The sequence below is a fragment of the Flavobacterium sp. MMS24-S5 genome (assembly GCF_050320125.1).
In the GTDB taxonomy this organism is placed as follows: Bacteria; Bacteroidota; Bacteroidia; order Flavobacteriales; family Flavobacteriaceae; genus Flavobacterium; species Flavobacterium tyrosinilyticum.
This window is the reverse complement of the sequence record NZ_CP190016.1, coordinates 4,287,846-4,307,845: the sequence shown is the minus strand read 5'-3', so window position 1 is coordinate 4,307,845 and position 20,000 is coordinate 4,287,846. Positions and strand designations below refer to the sequence as shown.

Below are 20,000 nucleotides of genomic sequence, written 5' to 3'. Positions count from 1 at the left end.
TTTGAATACAACCGTTATCTTATTACTTTTACCATTCAAACCAATTTATTATGTCACAAACCGTACTATCTCTTAAAGAAGTCACTATATATCAAGAAGGAAGAAAAATTATATCTCATATTAACCTAGACGTTAATCATGGTGAGTTCATTTACATTATCGGAAAAACTGGTTCCGGAAAAAGTAGTTTTCTAAAAACTTTATATGCTGATTTACCGTTAATTGAAGGGGTAGGACATATTGTTGAATTTGATTTGGCAACATTAAAAGAAAACGACATTCCGTATTTAAGACGTAAAATTGGAATTGTATTTCAAGACTTTAAACTACTTCCAGACCGTTCCATAAAAGACAATATGCTTTTTGTTTTAAGAGCTACAGGATGGGTAGAAAAAGAAGCCATGCAACACAAAATTGATGAAGTTTTGGATAAAGTAGGCATGAAAGATTTTGTAAACAAAATGCCTCATCAGCTTTCTGGAGGAGAACAGCAGCGTGTTGCGATTGCAAGAGCGCTTTTAAACGATCCAGAATTTATCTTGGCCGACGAACCAACAGGAAACCTTGACCCTCAGACTAGTTCTGAAGTTTTAGAAGTTTTAAAAGCAATTAATGCGGCAGGCAAAACCATCATTATGGCCACTCATGATTATGCTTTATTGATGAAATTCCCATCTAAAACCCTAAAATGCGAAGATGAAAGAATCTTCGAAGTGGTACAAAGAAGCGTATAATGCTTTCCATTTTAATTCCGGTTTATAATTACAATGTTTTACCGCTTGCTAGCGAACTCGTAAAGCAGTGCAATTCTTGTGGAATTACTTTTGAGATTATTTTTTTAGATGATGCTTCTCAAAAGTTTGTAATTGAAAATAAAAGAATTAATCTATTTGAAAACGCCTCTTATTCTATTTTAGAAAAAAATATCGGACGAAGCGCTATTAGGAATTTATTGGCTGAAAAAGCAGTTTACGAAAATTTACTTTTCCTAGATGCAGATACTTTTCCTGCCAATGCAGATTTTCTCTCTGCTTATATTTCTCAGATCAGCAATACTGAAAAAATAGTTTATGGAGGAATTTTGTATGAAATTTCTAAACCTGCAAAAAAGGAACTTTTAAGATGGATTTATGGAAAGGAAAGAGAAGCTTTATCAGTTTCCGAACGCATCAAAAATCCGCATCTTTCTTTTCTGACTTTAAACTTTCTCATAAAGAAAAACATTTTTTCTAAAGTCAGATTTAATGAATATATTCCAAATCTAAGACATGAAGACACCTTGTTTTCATTTGAGTTAAAACAAAATCAAATTGAGGTTCTTCATATTGACAATCCTGTTTTTCATCTTGGTTTAGAAGACAGCAAAACATTTTTGCAAAAATCTGAAGAAGCTGTTTTAGGTTTGAAAAATTTAATCGATTCGAATTTAATTTCTCCGGATTACGTTAAACTGGCACATTATTTTCAACTCCTTAAAAAATATCATCTTGTCTCTTTAACCGCTTTTGGTTTTAAGATTTTTAAACCTTTATTTAAAAAACAGTTATTAAGCGCAAAACCTTCGCTTTTTCTTTTTGATATTTATAGATTGGGTTATTATTGCATTATAAAAAAATAATCAATTATGGTCTTTTTTTCGGTTGTTATTCCGTTATACAATAAAGCTGAATATATTGAAAATACTATAAATAGTATTCTCGATCAGACTTTTGCGGATTATGAAATCATTGTAGTGAATGATGGATCTACTGATAAAAGTGAAGCTATTATACGCAGATTTAATGATCAAAAAATTCAAATCTTTAATCAAAAAAATCAAGGAGTTTCTGCTGCCCGAAATTTTGGAATAGAAAAATCGAAAGGAAAACTCATTGCGTTTATGGATGCAGATGATTTTTGGCTCCCAAATCATCTACAAGAGTTATCAGATTTGTATCATGATTATCCAAATTGCGGCCTATATTGCTCACGCCATAAAATAAGAATTTCTAAAAACCGCTTTCAAATTCCTTATTATGATGCAATAGATAGTTCTTTTAGAGGAATTGTAAAAGATTATTTTCTTTCAAACAAACCTTTTAGAATTACTTGGACTTCTTCTTTAGCTATTCCACGAGAAATATTAGAAAACATTGGAGGATTTACGCCAGAAGTTACAAATGGTCAAGATTTAGAATTATGGACTAAAATAGGAATAAAATATCCTGTTGCCTTAACAAACAAGACAACAGCTGTCTATAATTTTAATATTGAAAATAGTTTAGCTAAAAACAAAATAAACTCAAAGGTTTTGATGAATTTTGAACAATTCAAAATCTTCGAAAAAGACGATCCATCTCTTAAAAAGTTTCTGGATCTGTATCGAATTGAATACGGATTACACTATTATATTTCAGGAAATAAAGCCAAAAAAAACTTTTATTTTCAAGATGTTGGCCAAGAAAATATCCCGCTAAATGTGAGGATTTTATTAAAAGTTCCTCCTTTCATTTTACGATCTCTTTTAAAATTAAAAAGAAAACTAAAACAAAGCGGAATTGACTTTTCTATTTACGATTAGAATAGGCAATAAATTCATCAAATTCTCTGATGTAATCCTCTTCTATATAAACTTCTGAAGCAATTACAAGACAAACCGAACCAGAAGAGAAATTCTGCAATTCTCTCCAAATTCCTGGATTAATTAATAATCCTTCATAAGGTTTGTTTAAGGTAATAATCTGTTCCTTTTTTCCATCTTTCAAAACCACATCAAAACTACCGCTTAAAGCCACAAGAAACTGTCGTAGATTTTTATGAGCATGTCCTCCTCGTTCGGCTCCGGCTGGCACATCATACAGATAATAAACTCTTTTAATATCGAACGGAACAGTAGTATTCTCAATTACAGAAAGATTACCTCTTCTCTCTTCTATTTTAGGAATAGCTATTATTTGTATTTTATCATTCATTAGTACAATAATTATATTTTCTGAAACGTTTTGTGTCCTTTTATAGCACTACTAAAAATTGCTTTCAGATTATTCATTTTTATTTTCTTCTGCTTTAAATCAAAAAAGATCTTTATAAGAATCCAGAAGATATATTTTTTTCTAAAAATTCTAGTAAACAATGCTCCGCTAATAAAGTATTTCTCTAAAACATCTATTTTGTCTGATGAAGTTGATGTATAATGTTCAACAATTATTTGAGGCTCAAAAACAAGCTGCTTACGGTCTTTTTTTAAATCGGATAAAAAAATAGCTTCTTCTCCCATTTCGAACATTCCGCCTAATCCAAAATTTTCATCAAATTTATGTTTTCCAAAATCAACATGAAATTTATTTAATGTTATTTCGATAGAACTTGTATTCAAAATATCAAAAATGCTTAAACTGCTTTTAGAATGGGCTACATGTTTATTTAAAGGCTTGCTATTCTTTTTTAAAGCGCTAAACTTTATAACCGCAGCATTCGGATATTTATGATAAGCATCGATTATTTTGGCGATAAATCCTTGCTGAAATATCACATCATCATCTGAAATTAAAAGAATTTTTCCTGTCGCATTCTCCAACGCTAGGTTTCGGCTTTTAGAAAGTCCTTTTTCAAATGAATTTATAACTTTTATATTGGGATTAGTTGAGCTAAGTTTTGTTTCTTTTTGAACTTGATTGATTATTAAGATCGAAATTTTCGAATAATCAAAAGATGGAAACATAGGAACTAAAAAGTCCAATGAATCTCTATTCATTGTTGAAATTAGTATTTCCACATCTTTTTCTTCAAACAAAATATTCATTTTCAATTTTATTAAACCATCATAAAAGGCTAAAATCTGATTTTAAGATCAGTTCCTTTTTTAAATACAATTTACAATCTTAAGCATTATAATATTCTTATTTTTGAATTTTATAAATTCATTTTAAAATCTTTAATTTTCATGCACAACCTGCCTTTAGTAACTGTTATTTGTTTGTGCTATAACCACGAAAAATTCGTAATAGAGGCTTTGACTTCTATTACAAATCAAACTTACAAAAATATTGAAATTATAGTGGCAGATGATGGCAGTAATGATTCGTCTGTACAGAAAATTAAAGAATGGCATAAGAATTATCATCACACTACACTTATAATTAACGAAACCAATTTAGGCAATACCAAAACCTTTAACAAGGCATTAAAATTATCAAATGGTGATTTTATTATTGATCTATCTGCAGATGATGTATTATTGCCAAATTGTGTCGAAAAACAAATAAGCACTTTCTTAAACTCTAAAATGGAACGTTTGGCAATAGTTTATGGAAATGCTGAAATTATCTCTGAAGACACCACGCATTTAGATTATTATTACAAAGTTGATACTGATAAAAAAGCAATTATAAAACCCGCTTCAGGAGACATTTATAAAGCAATTTTAAGTCAAAGCAGTATGATTTGCTCTATTAGTTCAATGATTAAAAAAGAAGTCTTAATAGAGTTAAATGGGTACGATGAAAATTTGTCCTATGAAGATTTAGACATTTGGATTAGAACTTCAAGGAAATACAGTTTTGAATTTATTGATTCTGTGTTGATTCAAAAGAGAGAACTTGCCAACTCTTTGGGCAATATGTTTTACAAAAAGCTTAATTCGAGAACAAAAAAAATAAATCGATCCACTTATTTAGTTATTAGAAAAGCAATTGCCTTAAACCAAACAAAAGAAGAAAATAAAGCGCTTTTAAAAAGACTGCATTTTGAAATGGAGAAAGCATATAGAACTTTAGATCTTTTGCTTTTTATAAAATACATTCCTTTAGAATTAAAACTGCGTTTTAGCTGATTTCTGATTTATAAAATCGTTTACCATCTTAGAACATTTCTTGGCTCCTAAATTATGCAAATGATCTGCATCGTAAAAATCATCATTAGAAAAACGAGAATCACTGAATAGATTAAGATAAAAAACATTCGAATTTGTTTTTTGCAATAGCAAAGCACTTTCAAAAATCTTATTCAATTTCTCTTTATTTACTTTTTCTGCATAATTTTTTGTGACAGGCATTGTCACTATAATCACTTGGATTCCTTTGTTTTTACATTTTTCAATAATAGACTCTATGGCTGTAATATTTTCTGTAAAATCAGTTAAATTATCTTCGTGTCTTTTGATTGTAATTGCCGCACTTTTTTCCATATCTGCAGCTCTTTTGTGTTGTGTATAATTTGTACCAAACCCGTATTTATTGCAATCAACAATGGTTTTCTCAGAAAAATAGCGCGATATTAATTTAAGATTTGAACTAAAACTCTTTGTTCCAGAGACGAACCAATTATTAAGATCGAAACTTTGTATGATAGGAACTTCTAAATCCATGTAATGTTTATAATAATATTTTCGCCATCTATCTTCGTCGGTATTTTTGAGCTGACTTAAACTGGTATATTCTATGTTTAAAACTAGAAATTTGACCTTCTTAAAATTATCAATATGTTTATCAAATAAAAGTTTATCGAAATACATGGATTGGCTAATGTTGGACAAATTAAATGTTTGCTTATCGAAACAAACTGGATTTAATCCATAAAAAGAATGAGAATTTCCTAAGATTAAAACCTCTGCATTTTGATAGTTTGCTGCACAATTTTCATTTTTTACAGTGTAATTATTGGGTGCTATTTGGTAAAAAATTTCAATAGCCAAAAGCACCAATACTATTGGAAATAGAAAGAGGAAAGTATATCGAATAAATTTTCTCATTTAAAATTGAAAATAAATAAATTGCAATTCTTTACCCGAAAAAAGCAGAATCAATAATAACAAAGTATAATAAAAAGCAATTCTAAATGGTTTTGCCCATTGAAAACCTAATTTTTCAATAGCAAAAAGATTTTTTCTTCCAATCCATTCTATCCACATAAATACAGCCAAAATTAAAATTATCATTTTGGGAAATATTTCGGGAAATTCAAATAAGCTTAGTGAGAACATTTTAGAGATGTACGTGAATGCGCTTTCAACATTTTCTGATCTAAAAAAAATGCGGGCAAATGAAACCAATCCAAAAGTAAAAATCATGCTTGAAAAAATCTTTAAGCCAGATTTAAAACCAGTGACCGATATAACATCGATATTTCTTCGATTTTTATTAAACAAAACTAAAGGAAGGATGTATAGAAAATTTATAAATCCGTAAATGATAAAAGTCCAATTAGCGCCATGCCAAAATCCTATTAGCATAAAAACTATAAAAACATTGCGAACTTGTATCCATTTCGAGCTTTTTGAACCGCCCAGTGGAATGTAAACATAATCTCTAAACCAGCTCGATAAAGAAATATGCCATTTTCTCCAAAATTCTGCAATATCGCGTGCAAAATACGGATAGGAAAAATTCTGTAATAATTCTATTCCTAAGAGTCTAGAAACTCCTAAAGCAATATCTGTATATCCTGAAAAATCTCCATAAATTTGAAATGAAAACAATATTGTCCCCATAACTAGTGTACTTCCCGAATAATGAGATGGATTGTCAAAAATTAAATCAACATACTCTGCACAACTATCTGCAATTACAACTTTCTTAAATAATCCCCACAAAATTTGTCTTAATCCGCAAATAGCTGTTTCATAATTAAAAGTTCTCTTTTTTTGAATCTGGGGCAAAAGATGTGTCGCTCGCTCTATTGCGAACCAGCAACCAACAAAGGAAAAAAGCTCACAAATAATGCATATTCAATTATGCTGTCAACTGGTTTTATTTTTTCTTTATAAACATCAATTACATATGAAAGTCCGTGAAAAGTATAGAAAGAAATTCCTATTGGTAAAATTAAATTTAAAGTCCAAAGATGCGCTTTAAACCCTAATGCCGTAATTATTTCTATGAAATTATCAATAAAGAAATTATAGTATTTAAAGGCTCCTAAAACGCTTAAATTAATAATTATACTTAGCCAAAGCCATCTCTTTTTGCCGCAATATTTTTTGTATTGATGTAAATTTTCTTTCCAACATAAAAATCTAAACCGATAGAAAAAAGTAAAAGAAAAGTGAATTTAAAATTCCAACAGCTATAAAAAAACAAACTTGCCAGTAATAAAAAAAGATTCTGTTTTTTTAGATCTCTATCGAATACAAACCAGTAAAGTATAAAAACTATTAAAAAGAAAACCGCAAAACTTAGTGTATTGAAAAGCATAACTGGTTAATTAAACAAAGTCTTCTTAAAATAAACACATAACACGAACAAATAAATAAAATTATCCAACGCGTATCCAATTACAACTCCCTCAATTCCATAAATTTTAATAAAATACAAACAGAAAAAGTACAGAACTGTGAGTGAAAACAACTCACTTACAATAAATGCTGAAGTGTTCTTTTTTGCAAAAAACTGATACCCTAAAATAAGGGCGCAAACTTTAAAAAAATCTCCTAAAAGCTGCCAGAAAAACAAATCGGTTACGGGTAAAAAATCTTTTGTAAAAAGCAATCGGACAATAAAGAATCTCATAAAATAAATGAGAGTAATGGCTAAAATAAAGATCGGTAGAATGAATTTATAATACCGCAAAAAGATATTTTTTGTTTCCAAATCATTTTCTGCTTTAGACAATTTTGGCAGAAAATAAACACTTAAAATAGTACTTACAAACATCAAACAATAGGACGAAATTCTGGTCATTGATTCCCAATATCCTGCTTGTTCGATTCCTAAATTATGAATAATATGATTTCGAATTGAAAGCAATACAAAAGCTGCCAAAAACAGATGAAACCACCATCATTAACGTATAAGAAGAGAGATTTTTTAGAACTTGAAAATCAAATAAATGAAATCTAATCATTTGAAAAAACTGAATTTCTTTCTGAATCATATAAAAGGTAACCAAAAACAATAACGCTGGTGCAATTACAATCGACATTAGAGCTCCAATGGTTTTAAACTGCATAATTAGAAAAACCGAAGTCAGCAAACCAATAATGTTTCCTATGATATTAATCCAAATTACTTTTTTAAATTTGCCCAAACCATTGATTACAGCAATAAAAAAAATAGAAAATCCGTAGGTTGGCAAAACAAACGCTAAGACTTTAAAAACAGTTAAATATTCTGTATTATTTCCAAAGATATTCTGATTCCAATAAGAAGCTGTGAAAAATAAAATTCCGCTTAACAGAAGCGCAATAAACAATAAACTGATAAAAACCGTAGAAACTATTTTTTGAAGTTCGCTTTTAGATTTCTCATTTTCAGACGCATATTTTACGATTCCGTTTTGAAATCCTAAAGTGGAAATATTTTCTAATGAAGTTAAAAAATTACGAAGATTTCCAACCAATGCCATTCCGCTTGGCCATACAAAAATGGCTAATACTTTTGATGTAATAAATCCGATTCCAATTTTTAAAGCAACGCTCAAGCTGTTTAAAGACGTAATCTTAAACAAATTGGTTTTAATTATTTTTCTATAGAAATTCAAATTAATATTGATTTAGAATTTCTATAATAAAATCAAGCTCAACTTCGGTTAAAACTGGACTCATTGGCAAACTCAGAACTTCATTATGGATTTTCTCTGTAATTGGAAATGACAGATTATTCCATTGTGGAAAAGCTTTTTGCTGATGTGGCGGAATTGGATAATGAATAACCGTTTGAATATTATTTTGAGTTAAATATTCTTGTAAGTCGTTTCTATTTTCTGTTCGAATAACAAACAAATGAAATACATGGTTGTTTGAAAAATCCCAAAATGGCAACGTTATTTTTTTGTTTTTAATTCCAGTTAAATATCGTTTTGCAACTGTTCTTCTTTTATCATTATCTGAATCCAAATGGGGCAATTTTAGATTTAAGAACCCCGCCTGTAATTCATCTAATCGCGAATTCAAACCAATGTATTCGTTATAATATTTTTTCTCTGAACCATAATTTCGAAGCGAAAAAAGCACTTTTGCCAAATCCGAATCATTTGTAGTAATCGCTCCGCCATCGCCCAAACATCCTAAATTTTTTCCTGGATAAAAACTATAGGCGATTGCTGATTTTAGGTTGTAAATTTTAGATTTTAGATTTTTTTCTACGCCGTGAGATTGTGCTGCATCTTCAACGACAATTAAGTTGTGTTTTTTTGCAATTTCATTTATTCTCTCCATTTCGGCTATTTGTCCATATAAATGAACAGCTAAAATAGCTTTGGTTTTTGGAGTTATTTTCTCCTGAATTAAATCTGGATTTATATTGTATGTTTCTAATCTTGGCTCAACCAAAACAGGAACTAAATCGGCTTGTAGAATGGCCAAAATACTGGCAATGTAAGTATTTGCAGGAACTATAACCTCATCTCCTTTTTTAAGTTTTCCGAGTTCGATATACCCCTTAAAAACAAGAACTAAAGCGTCAAAACCATTTCCTACTCCGATACAATATTTTGACTGGCAATATTCGGCAAAAGCTTTTTCAAATGTCTCCACTTCTTTCCCTAAAATATACCAGCCTCTTTCTAAAACCAATTTCAATTTTTGCTGAAAAGCGGTTTCATACGGTTCGTTTATTTTTTTAAGGTCAAGAAAAGATATCATCTCTGTTTTGTTTTAAATAAGAATGCCTTCTAATTTAGTATAATTGGCAATATCAACTTCATAGAAATCGTGTACTATTGTACTGGATCCAAAGCTTTCTTTCCAATAGGTTAATCCTTCGTTTAGATTTTTTCCTTGATTTTCATTTGAAATTCCAAAATCAAAAAAACGTTTTTTAGCAAAACGTTCATTAATGAGGTAATGAAAAAGATAATCTAAACTTCCTAAATCTTCTTTGTCTGGATTTTTTGAAATATACTGGCAATGTGCCACATTTTTTGTTTCAAAAATCGTCGTTCCGCCTACAATTTCGTCATTTTTATAAATATTGAACTGATGAATATTTTCAGAAAAAAGCGATTTTAATCTGTTTATTTCATCAATCGAATGAACTGGCGCTGCGTGGTGTGTTTTTTCTAAATTCGGAATAAGAATTTTGCTCCAAAACAATTCAAACTGATTCTCTTCTTTAATAATCAATTCGTTGGAAATTGCTTTTTTTAATCCTCTTTTTCTAATTTTAGAAATTGTTTTTTCTTGCTGTAAATCAATTACAGAAAGAGAATCTCTTCTCACAAGCTTTGCTTCTGCCAGAAATAAACTGTACAAAATTTCTTCTGCAGGTTTCAAATGATAAATGGAAGGAAGAGTTTTAAAGTATAATTTATCCAAATTATTTTTGTTCAGAAAAAACAACACCTCTCTAAAAATGTCGATAACCACTTTTTGTTTGATTTGTTCTTTATAAACCAGTCCTCCATAAGTTAAACCTTGATGAGAATGTAATGCATTTCCTTTTTTATTGGCAGGAAGAATAGCAAGCAGTTTTTTATCTTCAAAAACCAAAAGCGAAAAATCATCAAAGCGATCTTTGTGGTATTCCATAAAATCGCGATGAAACAAAAAAGTTGCATTTTTAGCCTGAGCAACAAAATCGTTCCAAACCGAATAATCTTTCTGATTGTATTTTTTAATGATAAATTTCGCCATACTCAATTACATGTGATCAAATGCTTTTAAATGCCATTTGTATTTAACTGCCATTAATCGAACCACAATAATCACCAGAGAAGTAACTAAATATAAGATATCGTCATTTAAATTTAATTTTCGCAATCCAAAAAAAACAATTCCACCCAAAATACAGATGGTTGCATATATTTCTTCTCGAAAAACGTTTGGAATTTCATTACATAAAATATCACGAATTACACCGCCAAAACAAGCAGTCATTGTTCCTAATGCAATACAAATTGCTGGATGAAGTCCGGTTATAAGTCCTCTTTCGAGACCTATTAAAGTAAAAACCCCAAGCCCAATGGTATCAAATAGAAACAATGAGGTTCGAAGTTTATCAAATCTTTTTCTAAAAATAATGGCTAGAAAAAATCCTAAAATAATCACATACACATATTGCATGTCACGCATCCAGCCAACAGGAGTTCTGCCAATTAAGACATCGCGAAGCGTTCCGCCACCAACTGCAGTAACAAATGCAATGATAAAAACACCAAACGGATCTAGTTTTTTGTGCATTGCTGTTAAAGCGCCAGACATAGCAAACGCCATTGTCCCAATAATATCAAGTAAGTGAAACATTTTTTCTGAGTTACAAAGATGCAAAGCGTCAAAGTTACAAAGTTGTAAGGAATAATCTTAGTAAATCTGACTCAGAAAAATAACTGTCCTTTTTTCTAAGCTACAAAAAAGCAAAGTATCAAAGCTACAAAGTTGTAAAGAACGGTCTTAGCCAATCCAACGCATAGAAATACTTATTATTTTTTTACATAAATCGGACTTCTTTTTAATAAATACGAAATAGAATCCATCCATCCGTCTTTTAATGCTAGCAAGGGTTTACGGGTTTGAGAATAGATTTTATCTGTGTTTCTGTACATATCAAAATAAACCGTATAATAGTAATAGGTTTGGTTGTTTGCTGTTGTAGTCGAAATATCGCTGGTAGTTACTTTTTTATTGTTGTTGCTCACTTTAGCATTTCCACTATCATAAGTCGTAGCTGTAGTGCCCGTGCCTATTGTGTATGAAACTTTTGCAGCAACAATATTATCTACTCCTAATATTTTTTCCAGATCTTCTATTGGCGTTTCGTCAATGTTATTATGATCAATTCCAGCCTTGTGCAATAAACTGTTTGTTGTTCTTAAATCCTGAACCGTCAACGGAAAAATATTAGCTGATTTATCCAATAACTTGTTGTACAAATCGTTTTGAGCAAATTTTGCCATATCCTCAGAACCTTGCTGATTATCTGCATTTACATAAGGAACTGGCAATACAGCAATTGTATTGTGCTGTTTATCCGCACTTATTATGGGTTGTGATGATGATGTGCTTTGAGCACTGTTTGTTGCGTTTGGAGAAATATCAAAGGTTTGAGATCTTCCGCTTGCAAAATCGATCTTCGCAATTTGAGAAATGTCTAGCGAAATCTGAACCGTCTCACCTGGAAGTGAATATTCTACTGTTTTATCAGACATTTTTAAAACCGTACATTCAATAATCTGATAATCTCTTTTTATAATTTTATCTAATTTTTTTCCGCTTTGAGCAAAACTTACGCAAGCAGATAACAGTATTAGTAATACGAGAAAAGGCTTTGTAATTTTCATTTGTTTGGAAATTTATGAATTAATTATCTATATATAAATTTACGAAGAAAAAATAAAAAATTATCAGTAAAAATTAGAAAAATCAAATAATTCTTCAAAGAAAAAAATTACATGTTTTGGGTATAAAAATTATAATCTTTTAAAATTATTCGAATAAAATCGCTGTTGTTTCCAGATTGATTTTTAATACCTGTTACACTTTCAATTTTTGCCACTAATTTGTAAATAATCTCGTGATCATTTTTAGCTACTGCTTTTTGATACGTTTCTTTAATAATTCGCATATCATTGTCTGAAAGCTTGATAACCAAAGGATAAGTTGGCACATAGGCTTCACCGATTTCTTCTAAAATAGTATGGCTGATATTAATTTTATTCTTTAAAGTAATTACTGCTGTTCCTGCTGCCATGTCTCCCAATCGTTGCGATTTCTGACTCGTAATAACCGTAATAAGTCCTGGAAGTCCGAAAAAAGTAAAAAAGTCAATTACCCTAAAAAACCATCGAATTAAATAATCTCCAAAACCCGCTTGATAACCGTCAATTTTAACGACTTTAATCTTCAATAATTTTTTACCCAATGACTGTCCTTCAAAAACACTTTCTAAAACCAGCGAGTACACTATAACCGGCGAATAGAGCAGTAAAAAAATCGCGCCTCGCGACCAACCATCCAAATTAACCATCAATCTATCTAGTTGTAACCAATCAAAAAGTATTATCGAAAGCGCTGTTATATAACAGATTATAATGAACAAATCAATAAAAAAAGCTCCTAGTCTTTCACCAACAGAAGCGGCAATAAAATTTATTTTGACATTTTGTGTCGTATTAATAGATAATTCTGACATATTTCATATTTTAGCCTACAATGAGAGAAATCGCCTTTATAAAACAAAACAGAGAAAAATGGCTCGAGTTTGAGCTGGCAATTTTTGGTAAAGCTAAAAAAAATCCTGATGAATTAGCTAATTTGTACATTCAAATGATGAATGATTTATCGTATGCGCAAACGTATTATCCTAAAAGTAAAACGGTTGTATATCTAAATCATCTTGCTTCTCAGATTTATCAAAAGATTTATAAAACCAAACGCACAGACCAGAATCGTGTTATAGATTTCTTTAAAATCGAAGTTCCTTTATTGGTCTACGAATACAGAAGATATTTGGTATATGCTTTTGTTTTGTTTTTTGTTACCGTTTCAATCGGAGTTCTTTCGGCTCGCTACGATCGTGATTTTGTACGTCTGATATTAGGTGACGAATATGTCAATATGACTTTAGAAAATATTAAAAAGGGCAATCCGATGGCCGTATATGGTTCGGGCAGTAATTGGGGAAGTTTTATTGGCATTACTGTAAACAACCTATTTGTTGGCGCCAAATGTTATTTCTACGGTATTTTTGCAGGAATCGGAACTTTTAATGTTTTTCTTCAAAACTGTATCATGCTGGGTTCTTTTCAATATTTTTTCTACGAACAGGGCGTTTTCTGGAAAAGTGTTCGAGGAATTTGGATTCATGGTTCTATGGAAATTTTCGCGATTGTAATCGAAACAACCGCTGGATTTATTTTAGGGGCTTCTATCCTATTTCCTAAAACTTTTTCGAGAATGAATTCTTTTAAAATTGGTTTCAAAAATAGCTTCAAAATATTCTTAAGTACTTTTCCTTTTACGATAAGCGCAGGATTTTTAGAAGGTTTTATTACCAGATATTCTATCGATATGCCCAATTGGCTAAGCAGTTTTATTATCTTGTTTACGCTTGCAATAATTTCATTTTATTACTTGATATACCCTTTCATTGTACACAAAAAAATTCATTCTTTAACCGCCGAAAAACTTTAAGACTAAGTAATGACAAGATTATTCTTTATTTTATCTTTTCTTTTGTGCTGTGGTATTTCTCAGGCTCAGGATTCTATTCCTGTTACTGAAGATCCTCCAAAAATTACTGCAATTAAATATACCGAAAAGGACATTCAAGTAGATTCTGGCACTGTAGAAGCCAAACATTTTGAAAAGAATTTCAAGAAAAAATATACCGATAAAGAGTTTATTTACGAATACAAAGCTCCCGAAAAAAGCTGGTGGGATCACTTTAAGCATTGGCTGGCAAGACAAATTTTTAATTTGTTTAATTTCAGCAGCGTAAAAACATCACTAAATTTTGTTGTTATTTTATTCAGAATAATTGCTGTTTTGGTCGTAATTGTTTTGATTTATTTTATTGCAAAAGCCTTAACCAAACAAGAAGGAAGATGGATTTTTGGAAAAAATGCCAATAAAAAAACATTATTTTATTCTGATGCCGAGAAAAACATTCATCTTTTAGATTTCGAAAAACTTATTAAAGAAAGTATTGAGGCGGGCGAAAGAAGAATTGCAATTCGATATTATTATTTATGGCTTTTAAAGGTAATGGCGCAGAATAATTACATTGAATGGGATATCGAAAAAACCAATTCTGATTATTTGTACGAACTATACAACCCTGCGCATAAAGAAGAGTTCACCTATCTTTCTTATTTGTACAATTATATTTGGTACGGCGAATTTGAAATTGACGACGTAACATTTAGAAAGACTGAAAACAGATTTAAAAAAGCATTAAAAACCTTTGGTAATGGATAATAAAGTTAAAATATACATTGCTATTCTGGTTTTAATTTTCGGAATAACATTATTAGTAGATAAAGGACAGCCAAAACCTATTGACTGGACGCCTACGTACTCTGTTGATGATAAAATTCCGTTTGGTTTATACATTTTTGATCATGAAGCAGACGTCCTTTTTAAACAGAAAGTAGAAAGAATTTCGACACAAACTCCATACGAGTACCTAGATTCTCAATATGATGCAAGAGAGAATGTAGAAACGTATAAAATAAAAGGAACGTTTGTTAACATTTCTGAAGTTAATAATATTGACGAGCAGTCAATGAAAGAAATTTTATATTTTGTTTCTCACGGAAATAATGCTTTTCTAAGCATGAAAGTATTTCCGAAAGTATTGCTGGATTCTTTAAAAATCGAATTAAAAACCGATTTTATGCCCGTTGACAGCGTTTCGGTTTGGATGGCAAATAAAAAAGTAAACTCTAAAAAATATACTCTTAATACAGGATTAAGCGATTACTTTTCAAAAATAGACACTTTAAACACTAAAGTTTTAGGCTACCAAAACAGTACTAAAAACAAAAGACAAATCAATTTTATTGAAGTGCCTTATAAAAATGGTTATCTCTATCTGCACACGCAGCCAGTAGCTTTTACCAATTATAATCTGCTGAAAAAAAATTATTATCAGTACACCGAAAATCTGGTGTCCTATATTCCGAAAGGAAATATTTTTTGGTACAATAAAAGCTTTAACGACCAACGAATTTCAAGTTCTCCGTTGCGATATATATGGAGTCAGCCCGCTTTAAAATCGGCTTGGTATTTAGGTTTAATCGGAATTCTTATTTTTATGATTTTCAATGCAAAACGAAAACAGCGCATTGTTCCAATTATAAAACCGTTACAGAATTTAACCGTTGACTTTACCAAAACAGTTGGAAATTTATATTATCAGGAAGGTGATCACACGAATATCATTGATAAAAAGATTATTTACTTTTTAGAAAAAATTAGAACCGATTATTTGCTTGATACGACCAAACTCGATGACGATTTTATAACCAAATTGCATTATAAAACAGGAAAAGACGAAAAAGATATTCGAGACTTGGTGCAATTAATTAATGATCACCGAAATAGTTATCACGGAAGTCTGGAAGAAGACCTCCTTAGACTAAACAAAGCAATAGAAAAGATTTTACATTAACTAAAATAGTTTGCCACCGATTAAAAGGATTAAAATAATTTTATAAAAATAATCTGCGCTAATCATTTTAATCTGTGGCAAAAAAAACATAAAATAACAGACCAAATTATGGACGACATCAATACAACATCAAACGAAATCACAAACGAAAATGTGAATTTTGAAACGAGAATTAACTTAACGCCTCTTTTAGAACACGTAAACACGATTAAGAAAGAAATAGAAACAGTAATTGTGGGTCAGCACAAAATGGTTGATCAGCTTTTGGTGGCTATTTTATCAAACGGTCACGTTCTTTTAGAAGGTGTTCCTGGAGTTGCCAAAACAATTACTGCTAAATTATTGGCTAAAACTTTAAATATTGATTTTAGCAGAATCCAGTTTACTCCCGATTTAATGCCTTCTGATATTTTAGGGACATCAATTTTCAATCTGAAAAACTCAGAATTTGAATTCAAAAAAGGCCAATTTTTTCTAATTTGATTTTAATTGACGAGATCAATCGTGCTCCTGCCAAAACACAGGCTGCACTTTTTGAAGTTATGGAAGAACGCCAAATTACAATTGACGGTTCTGCTTATCAATTAGAAGCTCCTTTTTTGGTAATTGCGACTCAGAATCCTGTAGAGCAAGAAGGAACGTATCGTTTGCCTGAAGCGCAATTGGACCGTTTTCTTTTTAAAATTACGATTGACTATCCAAAATTGAATGAGGAGATTTTAATTATCCAAAGAGAACATTCTTTACAAGATCACGGAAAACTAGATGCCATCAAGACGATTCTTTCTGGAGAGGAAATCAAAGGATATCAAGCATTGGTAAAACAAATTAGAGTAGAACAAAATTTACTGGAATACATTGCCCGAATTGTAGTAAATACGCGCGAAAATGCCTTTTTATATTTAGGAGCGTCGCCTCGTGCTTCGATCGCTATTTTGAATGCCTCAAAAGGTTTCGCAGCCATCCGCGGACGCGATTTTGTTACGCCTGAGGATATTAAAGAAGCGGCTATTCCAGTTTTACAACATCGTGTGATCGTAGCGCCAGAACGTGAAATGGAAGGAATTACAAGCTCTGAAATCATTAAACAGATTATTGAAACAGTAGAAATTCCAAGATAATTATCAATTGTTAATTGTTAATTATTAATTATTCGTCTCCCTGAGCAAAGTCAAAGGGCGCATAAGGCTTCGACTTCGCTCAGCCTGACAAAGCGAAACTTGAAACCTGAAACTTGAAACAAAAAAATGAAATTCATAAAAAGTCTATATCTAAATAATTTCTTTTTCTATGTGCTAATAGGCATTATAGGATTGTTTATCTGTGCCTTTATTTTTCCAAATATGTATAATGCAGTTTGGTTGTTGGTTTTAGGTTTGGTTACTTTTTTAGGACTTGACATTTTACTTTTATATTTATCCCGAACAGGACTTGAAGCAGAAAGAATTACGCCCGAAAAATTATCAAACGGAGATTTAAATTCCATTACAATCAATCTTAAAAATCATTATACTTTTCCTATTACGGTGAAGATTATTGATGAAATTCCGTTTCAATTTCAGATTCGCGACTTCAAAATAAAAAAAACAGTAAAAGCTGCCACGCAAAAAGAAATTGGTTACGATCTTCGTCCAACAGAACGCGGAGAATACCATTTCGGTTCTTTAAACATTTACGTTTCTTCGCCTTTAAGACTTATTTCTAGAAGATTTTCTTTTGATAACAATCAAATGGTTCCGACCTATCCTTCTTATATTCAATTAAGAAAATATGATTTGATTGCTTTTTCAAACAATTTATTTCAATACGGAATCAAAAAAATACGCCGAATTGGCCACACAATGGAGTTTGAGCAGATTAAAGAATATGTTCAAGGCGACGATTTAAGAACCCTGAACTGGAAAGCTACAGCCAAAAGAAATTCGCTGATGGTCAATCAGTTTCAAGATGAAAAATCGCAATCGGTTTATATGGCAATCGATAAAGGCCGCGTCATGCAAATGCCTTTTGACGGATTAAGTTTATTGGATTATGCTATTAATTCGGCTTTGGTTTTGTCTAATGTCATTCTGAAAAAACAAGACAAAGCAGGTCTTTTTTCTTTTTCTAAAAAAGTAGAAAATCGAGTTTTTGCCGAAAGAAGAGGCTCACAAATGCAGAAAATTCTTGAAACTTTATACAATGTAAAAACCGATTTCTTTGAAAGTGATTACAGCCGATTGTATGTTGACATTAAAAAAAACATCAATCAAAGAAGTTTGATCATTCTATATACCAATTTTGAAACAATGGATGGTCTAAATCGTCAATTGCCTTATTTAAAAGGAATTGCAAAAAGCCATTTATTGGTTGTGGTTTTCTTTCAAAATACAGAATTGAATTCCATCATCAATAAAAAAACAGTAACCATTCAGGAAGTCTACGACAAAGTTATCGCTGAGAAATTCATGTTCGAAAAACGACTGATCGTAAATGAATTGAAGAAATACGGAATACATTCTGTTTTAACACAACCAGAAAATCTTACGCTTGACGCGATCAATAAATATTTGGAGATTAAGTCGAGAGGGATTTTGTAGCCATGTTTATCTGTTAACTTATGGTTATTTTAAAGATTGAATTTACTATTATCTCTTTTATTAAATTAGTTTTGAAAGAAAATAATCTGAATATAACAACATAAAACAGATAAAAAATGAAAAAAGCAATCCTAGTTCTATTCGTTTTATTAAGCATTCAATCTCAAGCCCAAAAAACAGAAAACATCATTATTATCACTACAGATGGTTTTAGGTGGCAGGAAGTTTTTAAAGGCATTGATCCTGCAATTGCCAACGATAAAAAATTCAATCAAGGAGACAGCGCTTACATTTATAAAAAATATAGTGATGCTGATGTCAAAGAAGCTCGTAAAAAGCTAATGCCTTTTTTCTGGTCTGAAATTGCTTCGAAAGGTCAGATTTATGGAAATAGAGATTTAGGAAATAAAGTTGATGTAGCCAATCCTTACTGGTTTAGTTATCCTGGTTATAGCGAAATTATGACTGGAAATGTAGATTTAAAAGTCAATTCAAACAGCTATAAAGCCAATCCGAATGTGAATGTTTTGGAATTTTTAAATCAGCAGTCTAAATTGAAAGGAAAAGTTGCCGCTTTTGGTGCATGGGATGCTTTTGACCGAATTTTAAATGAAGAAAGAAGCGGATTTCCTGTAATTTCAGCCTTTGACAAAGTGGGCGGAAACAAACCAACAGCAGCTCAGCATTTGTTAAATGAAATGCGTGACAATTCATATAAACCATTTCACATGGATGAATGCCTAGATGTCTTTACGCATTATCAAGCTTTAGATGAATTGAAAACTAAAAAACCAAAAGTACTTTACATTGCGTATGGAGAAACCGATGAATGGGCACATCATGCACAATATCGTTCGTATTTGGATGCCGCCAATCAAGTCGATAAATGGATTCAGGAAATCTGGAATTTTGTGCAAAATGATCCGCAATACAAAAACAAAACAACTCTTTTCATAACAGTCGATCACGGACGCGGTGACAAAGTAAAAGCACAATCGAGCCGATCACGGTTCTGACATTCCAGGTGCCTCAGAAATTTGGTTTGCCGCAATGGGACCAGAAATTGCTCCAAAAGGCGAAATCAAAACAAACTCGCAATTATATCAAAAACAGTTTGCTCAAACTTTGGCAAAAATTATGGGATATAATTTCAAAACGGATCATCCTGTAGAAACTGAGATTAAAGAAGTTTTCGATAAATAATTTTTCCAGCAACGACCCGAGCGATAGTGAATAGGCAAAGTAATTGCATTAATTTTTACGAATTTCTATTTTGTTTTGCCACAGATTAAGGGATTAAAAATGATTTAATCTGTGAGAATCTCTTTAATCTGTGGCGAAAAATTATTGCAATTCGTGGCAAAAGAAACTTTATTGCTATACCTACAAGGTTTTAAAA

Annotated in this window: 19 protein-coding genes and 2 pseudogenes; 11 read left to right on the top strand and 10 right to left on the bottom strand. The window is 31.0% G+C overall.

The window, feature by feature from the left end; genetic code table 11:
* Positions 1-50: 50 nt before the first annotated feature.
* From ACPWTF_RS19825 to ACPWTF_RS19815, 3 genes are read left to right on the top strand one after another with little or no spacing between them, the layout of a single operon-like run.
* Complete coding sequence (locus ACPWTF_RS19825; RefSeq protein ID WP_427872641.1) at positions 51-734, top strand: cell division ATP-binding protein FtsE; 684 nt, start codon at positions 51-53, stop codon at positions 732-734.
* Entirely contained in the window at positions 734-1,618 is an 885-nt protein-coding gene (locus ACPWTF_RS19820) for a glycosyltransferase family 2 protein (protein WP_427872640.1), read from the top strand. The genes ACPWTF_RS19825 and ACPWTF_RS19820 overlap by 1 nt, the downstream gene beginning before the upstream one ends.
* 6 nt (positions 1,619-1,624) lie before the next feature.
* The gene (locus ACPWTF_RS19815) at positions 1,625-2,560 is read left to right on the top strand and encodes a glycosyltransferase family 2 protein (protein ID WP_427872639.1); all 936 of its coding nucleotides are present in this window, start codon (positions 1,625-1,627) and stop codon (positions 2,558-2,560) included.
* On the opposite strand, the gene ACPWTF_RS19810 is transcribed toward ACPWTF_RS19815, so the two are convergent.
* On the bottom strand, positions 2,547-2,951 hold the full coding sequence (locus ACPWTF_RS19810; protein ID WP_427872638.1) for a sugar 3,4-ketoisomerase: 405 nt from the start codon (positions 2,949-2,951) through the stop codon (positions 2,547-2,549). The two genes, ACPWTF_RS19815 and ACPWTF_RS19810, sit on opposite strands and share 14 nt — an antisense overlap.
* An 11-nt stretch (positions 2,952-2,962) precedes the next feature.
* Complete coding sequence (locus ACPWTF_RS19805; RefSeq protein ID WP_427872637.1) at positions 2,963-3,781, bottom strand: glycosyltransferase family 2 protein; 819 nt, start codon at positions 3,779-3,781, stop codon at positions 2,963-2,965.
* Between the two features lie 141 nt (positions 3,782-3,922).
* Between ACPWTF_RS19805 and ACPWTF_RS19800 the strand changes: the two genes are divergently transcribed.
* Positions 3,923-4,810, top strand: coding sequence for a glycosyltransferase family A protein (locus ACPWTF_RS19800; RefSeq protein WP_427872636.1), 888 nt, complete (start codon positions 3,923-3,925; stop codon positions 4,808-4,810).
* Here the strand turns inward: ACPWTF_RS19800 and ACPWTF_RS19795 are convergent.
* From ACPWTF_RS19795 to ACPWTF_RS19760, 8 genes and pseudogenes are all read right to left on the bottom strand, one after another.
* Entirely contained in the window at positions 4,790-5,728 is a 939-nt protein-coding gene (locus ACPWTF_RS19795; RefSeq protein ID WP_427872635.1) for a hypothetical protein, read from the bottom strand. The two genes, ACPWTF_RS19800 and ACPWTF_RS19795, sit on opposite strands and share 21 nt — an antisense overlap.
* Positions 5,729-7,169 (bottom strand): annotated as a pseudogene (locus ACPWTF_RS19790) (MBOAT family O-acyltransferase).
* Between the two features lie 520 nt (positions 7,170-7,689).
* Positions 7,690-8,454, bottom strand: coding sequence for an oligosaccharide flippase family protein (locus tag ACPWTF_RS19785; RefSeq protein WP_427872634.1), 765 nt, complete (start codon positions 8,452-8,454; stop codon positions 7,690-7,692).
* A 1-nt stretch (position 8,455) separates the two neighbouring features.
* A complete protein-coding gene (locus tag ACPWTF_RS19780; RefSeq protein WP_427872633.1) occupies positions 8,456-9,556 on the bottom strand; it encodes a DegT/DnrJ/EryC1/StrS family aminotransferase in 1,101 nt (366 codons plus the stop codon).
* A 12-nt stretch (positions 9,557-9,568) separates the two neighbouring features.
* Positions 9,569-10,546 carry a GNAT family N-acetyltransferase gene (locus ACPWTF_RS19775; RefSeq protein WP_427872632.1) on the bottom strand — a complete coding sequence of 326 codons (978 nt, stop codon included), beginning with the start codon at positions 10,544-10,546 and terminating at the stop codon, positions 9,569-9,571.
* A gap of 6 nt (positions 10,547-10,552) precedes the next feature.
* Positions 10,553-11,155, bottom strand: coding sequence for a trimeric intracellular cation channel family protein (locus ACPWTF_RS19770; protein WP_379797585.1), 603 nt, complete (start codon positions 11,153-11,155; stop codon positions 10,553-10,555).
* Between the two features lie 176 nt (positions 11,156-11,331).
* The gene (locus ACPWTF_RS19765) at positions 11,332-12,189 is read right to left on the bottom strand and encodes a hypothetical protein (RefSeq protein WP_427872631.1); all 858 of its coding nucleotides are present in this window, start codon (positions 12,187-12,189) and stop codon (positions 11,332-11,334) included.
* Positions 12,190-12,296: 107 nt separating this feature from the next.
* Positions 12,297-13,040 (bottom strand): RDD family protein, encoded by a 744-nt coding sequence (locus ACPWTF_RS19760; RefSeq protein WP_427872630.1) that lies wholly within the window; start codon positions 13,038-13,040, stop codon positions 12,297-12,299.
* Between the two features lie 20 nt (positions 13,041-13,060).
* Here ACPWTF_RS19760 and ACPWTF_RS19755 point away from each other — a divergent pair, with 20 nt between their 5' ends.
* The 7 genes and pseudogenes from ACPWTF_RS19755 to ACPWTF_RS19725 all read left to right on the top strand — a co-directional run bounded on the left by ACPWTF_RS19755 (position 13,061) and on the right by ACPWTF_RS19725 (position 19,804).
* The gene (locus ACPWTF_RS19755; protein WP_250835245.1) at positions 13,061-14,041 is read left to right on the top strand and encodes a stage II sporulation protein M; all 981 of its coding nucleotides are present in this window, start codon (positions 13,061-13,063) and stop codon (positions 14,039-14,041) included.
* 9 nt (positions 14,042-14,050) lie between these two features.
* Entirely contained in the window at positions 14,051-14,827 is a 777-nt protein-coding gene (locus ACPWTF_RS19750) for a DUF4129 domain-containing protein (RefSeq protein ID WP_427872629.1), read from the top strand.
* On the top strand, positions 14,820-16,022 hold the full coding sequence (locus ACPWTF_RS19745; RefSeq protein ID WP_427872628.1) for a DUF4350 domain-containing protein: 1,203 nt from the start codon (positions 14,820-14,822) through the stop codon (positions 16,020-16,022). Before ACPWTF_RS19750 ends, ACPWTF_RS19745 begins: the two co-directional genes overlap by 8 nt.
* A 108-nt stretch (positions 16,023-16,130) precedes the next feature.
* Positions 16,131-17,143, top strand: a pseudogene (locus tag ACPWTF_RS19740) (AAA family ATPase).
* A gap of 126 nt (positions 17,144-17,269) precedes the next feature.
* A complete protein-coding gene (locus tag ACPWTF_RS19735) occupies positions 17,270-18,601 on the top strand; it encodes a DUF58 domain-containing protein (RefSeq protein WP_427872627.1) in 1,332 nt (443 codons plus the stop codon).
* 116 nt (positions 18,602-18,717) lie between these two features.
* Positions 18,718-19,617, top strand: coding sequence for a phosphoglyceromutase (locus tag ACPWTF_RS19730; protein WP_427872626.1), 900 nt, complete (start codon positions 18,718-18,720; stop codon positions 19,615-19,617).
* A gap of 34 nt (positions 19,618-19,651) precedes the next feature.
* Complete coding sequence (locus ACPWTF_RS19725) at positions 19,652-19,804, top strand: hypothetical protein (protein WP_427872625.1); 153 nt, start codon at positions 19,652-19,654, stop codon at positions 19,802-19,804.
* Positions 19,805-20,000: the final 196 nt, after the last annotated feature.

Coding starts and splice junctions, on each gene's coding strand:
- ACPWTF_RS19825 (WP_427872641.1), top strand. CDS start 51: ATGTCACAAACCGTACTATCTCTTAAAGAAGTCACTATATATCAAGAA.
- ACPWTF_RS19820 (WP_427872640.1), top strand. CDS start 734: ATGCTTTCCATTTTAATTCCGGTTTATAATTACAATGTTTTACCGCTT.
- ACPWTF_RS19815 (WP_427872639.1), top strand. CDS start 1,625: ATGGTCTTTTTTTCGGTTGTTATTCCGTTATACAATAAAGCTGAATAT.
- ACPWTF_RS19810 (WP_427872638.1), bottom strand. CDS start 2,951: ATGAATGATAAAATACAAATAATAGCTATTCCTAAAATAGAAGAGAGA.
- ACPWTF_RS19805 (WP_427872637.1), bottom strand. CDS start 3,781: ATGAATATTTTGTTTGAAGAAAAAGATGTGGAAATACTAATTTCAACA.
- ACPWTF_RS19800 (WP_427872636.1), top strand. CDS start 3,923: ATGCACAACCTGCCTTTAGTAACTGTTATTTGTTTGTGCTATAACCAC.
- ACPWTF_RS19795 (WP_427872635.1), bottom strand. CDS start 5,728: ATGAGAAAATTTATTCGATATACTTTCCTCTTTCTATTTCCAATAGTA.
- ACPWTF_RS19780 (WP_427872633.1), bottom strand. CDS start 9,556: ATGATATCTTTTCTTGACCTTAAAAAAATAAACGAACCGTATGAAACC.
- ACPWTF_RS19775 (WP_427872632.1), bottom strand. CDS start 10,546: ATGGCGAAATTTATCATTAAAAAATACAATCAGAAAGATTATTCGGTT.
- ACPWTF_RS19770 (WP_379797585.1), bottom strand. CDS start 11,155: ATGTTTCACTTACTTGATATTATTGGGACAATGGCGTTTGCTATGTCT.
- ACPWTF_RS19765 (WP_427872631.1), bottom strand. CDS start 12,189: ATGAAAATTACAAAGCCTTTTCTCGTATTACTAATACTGTTATCTGCT.
- ACPWTF_RS19760 (WP_427872630.1), bottom strand. CDS start 13,040: ATGTCAGAATTATCTATTAATACGACACAAAATGTCAAAATAAATTTT.
- ACPWTF_RS19755 (WP_250835245.1), top strand. CDS start 13,061: ATGAGAGAAATCGCCTTTATAAAACAAAACAGAGAAAAATGGCTCGAG.
- ACPWTF_RS19750 (WP_427872629.1), top strand. CDS start 14,051: ATGACAAGATTATTCTTTATTTTATCTTTTCTTTTGTGCTGTGGTATT.
- ACPWTF_RS19745 (WP_427872628.1), top strand. CDS start 14,820: ATGGATAATAAAGTTAAAATATACATTGCTATTCTGGTTTTAATTTTC.
- ACPWTF_RS19735 (WP_427872627.1), top strand. CDS start 17,270: ATGAAATTCATAAAAAGTCTATATCTAAATAATTTCTTTTTCTATGTG.
- ACPWTF_RS19730 (WP_427872626.1), top strand. CDS start 18,718: ATGAAAAAAGCAATCCTAGTTCTATTCGTTTTATTAAGCATTCAATCT.
- ACPWTF_RS19725 (WP_427872625.1), top strand. CDS start 19,652: ATGGGACCAGAAATTGCTCCAAAAGGCGAAATCAAAACAAACTCGCAA.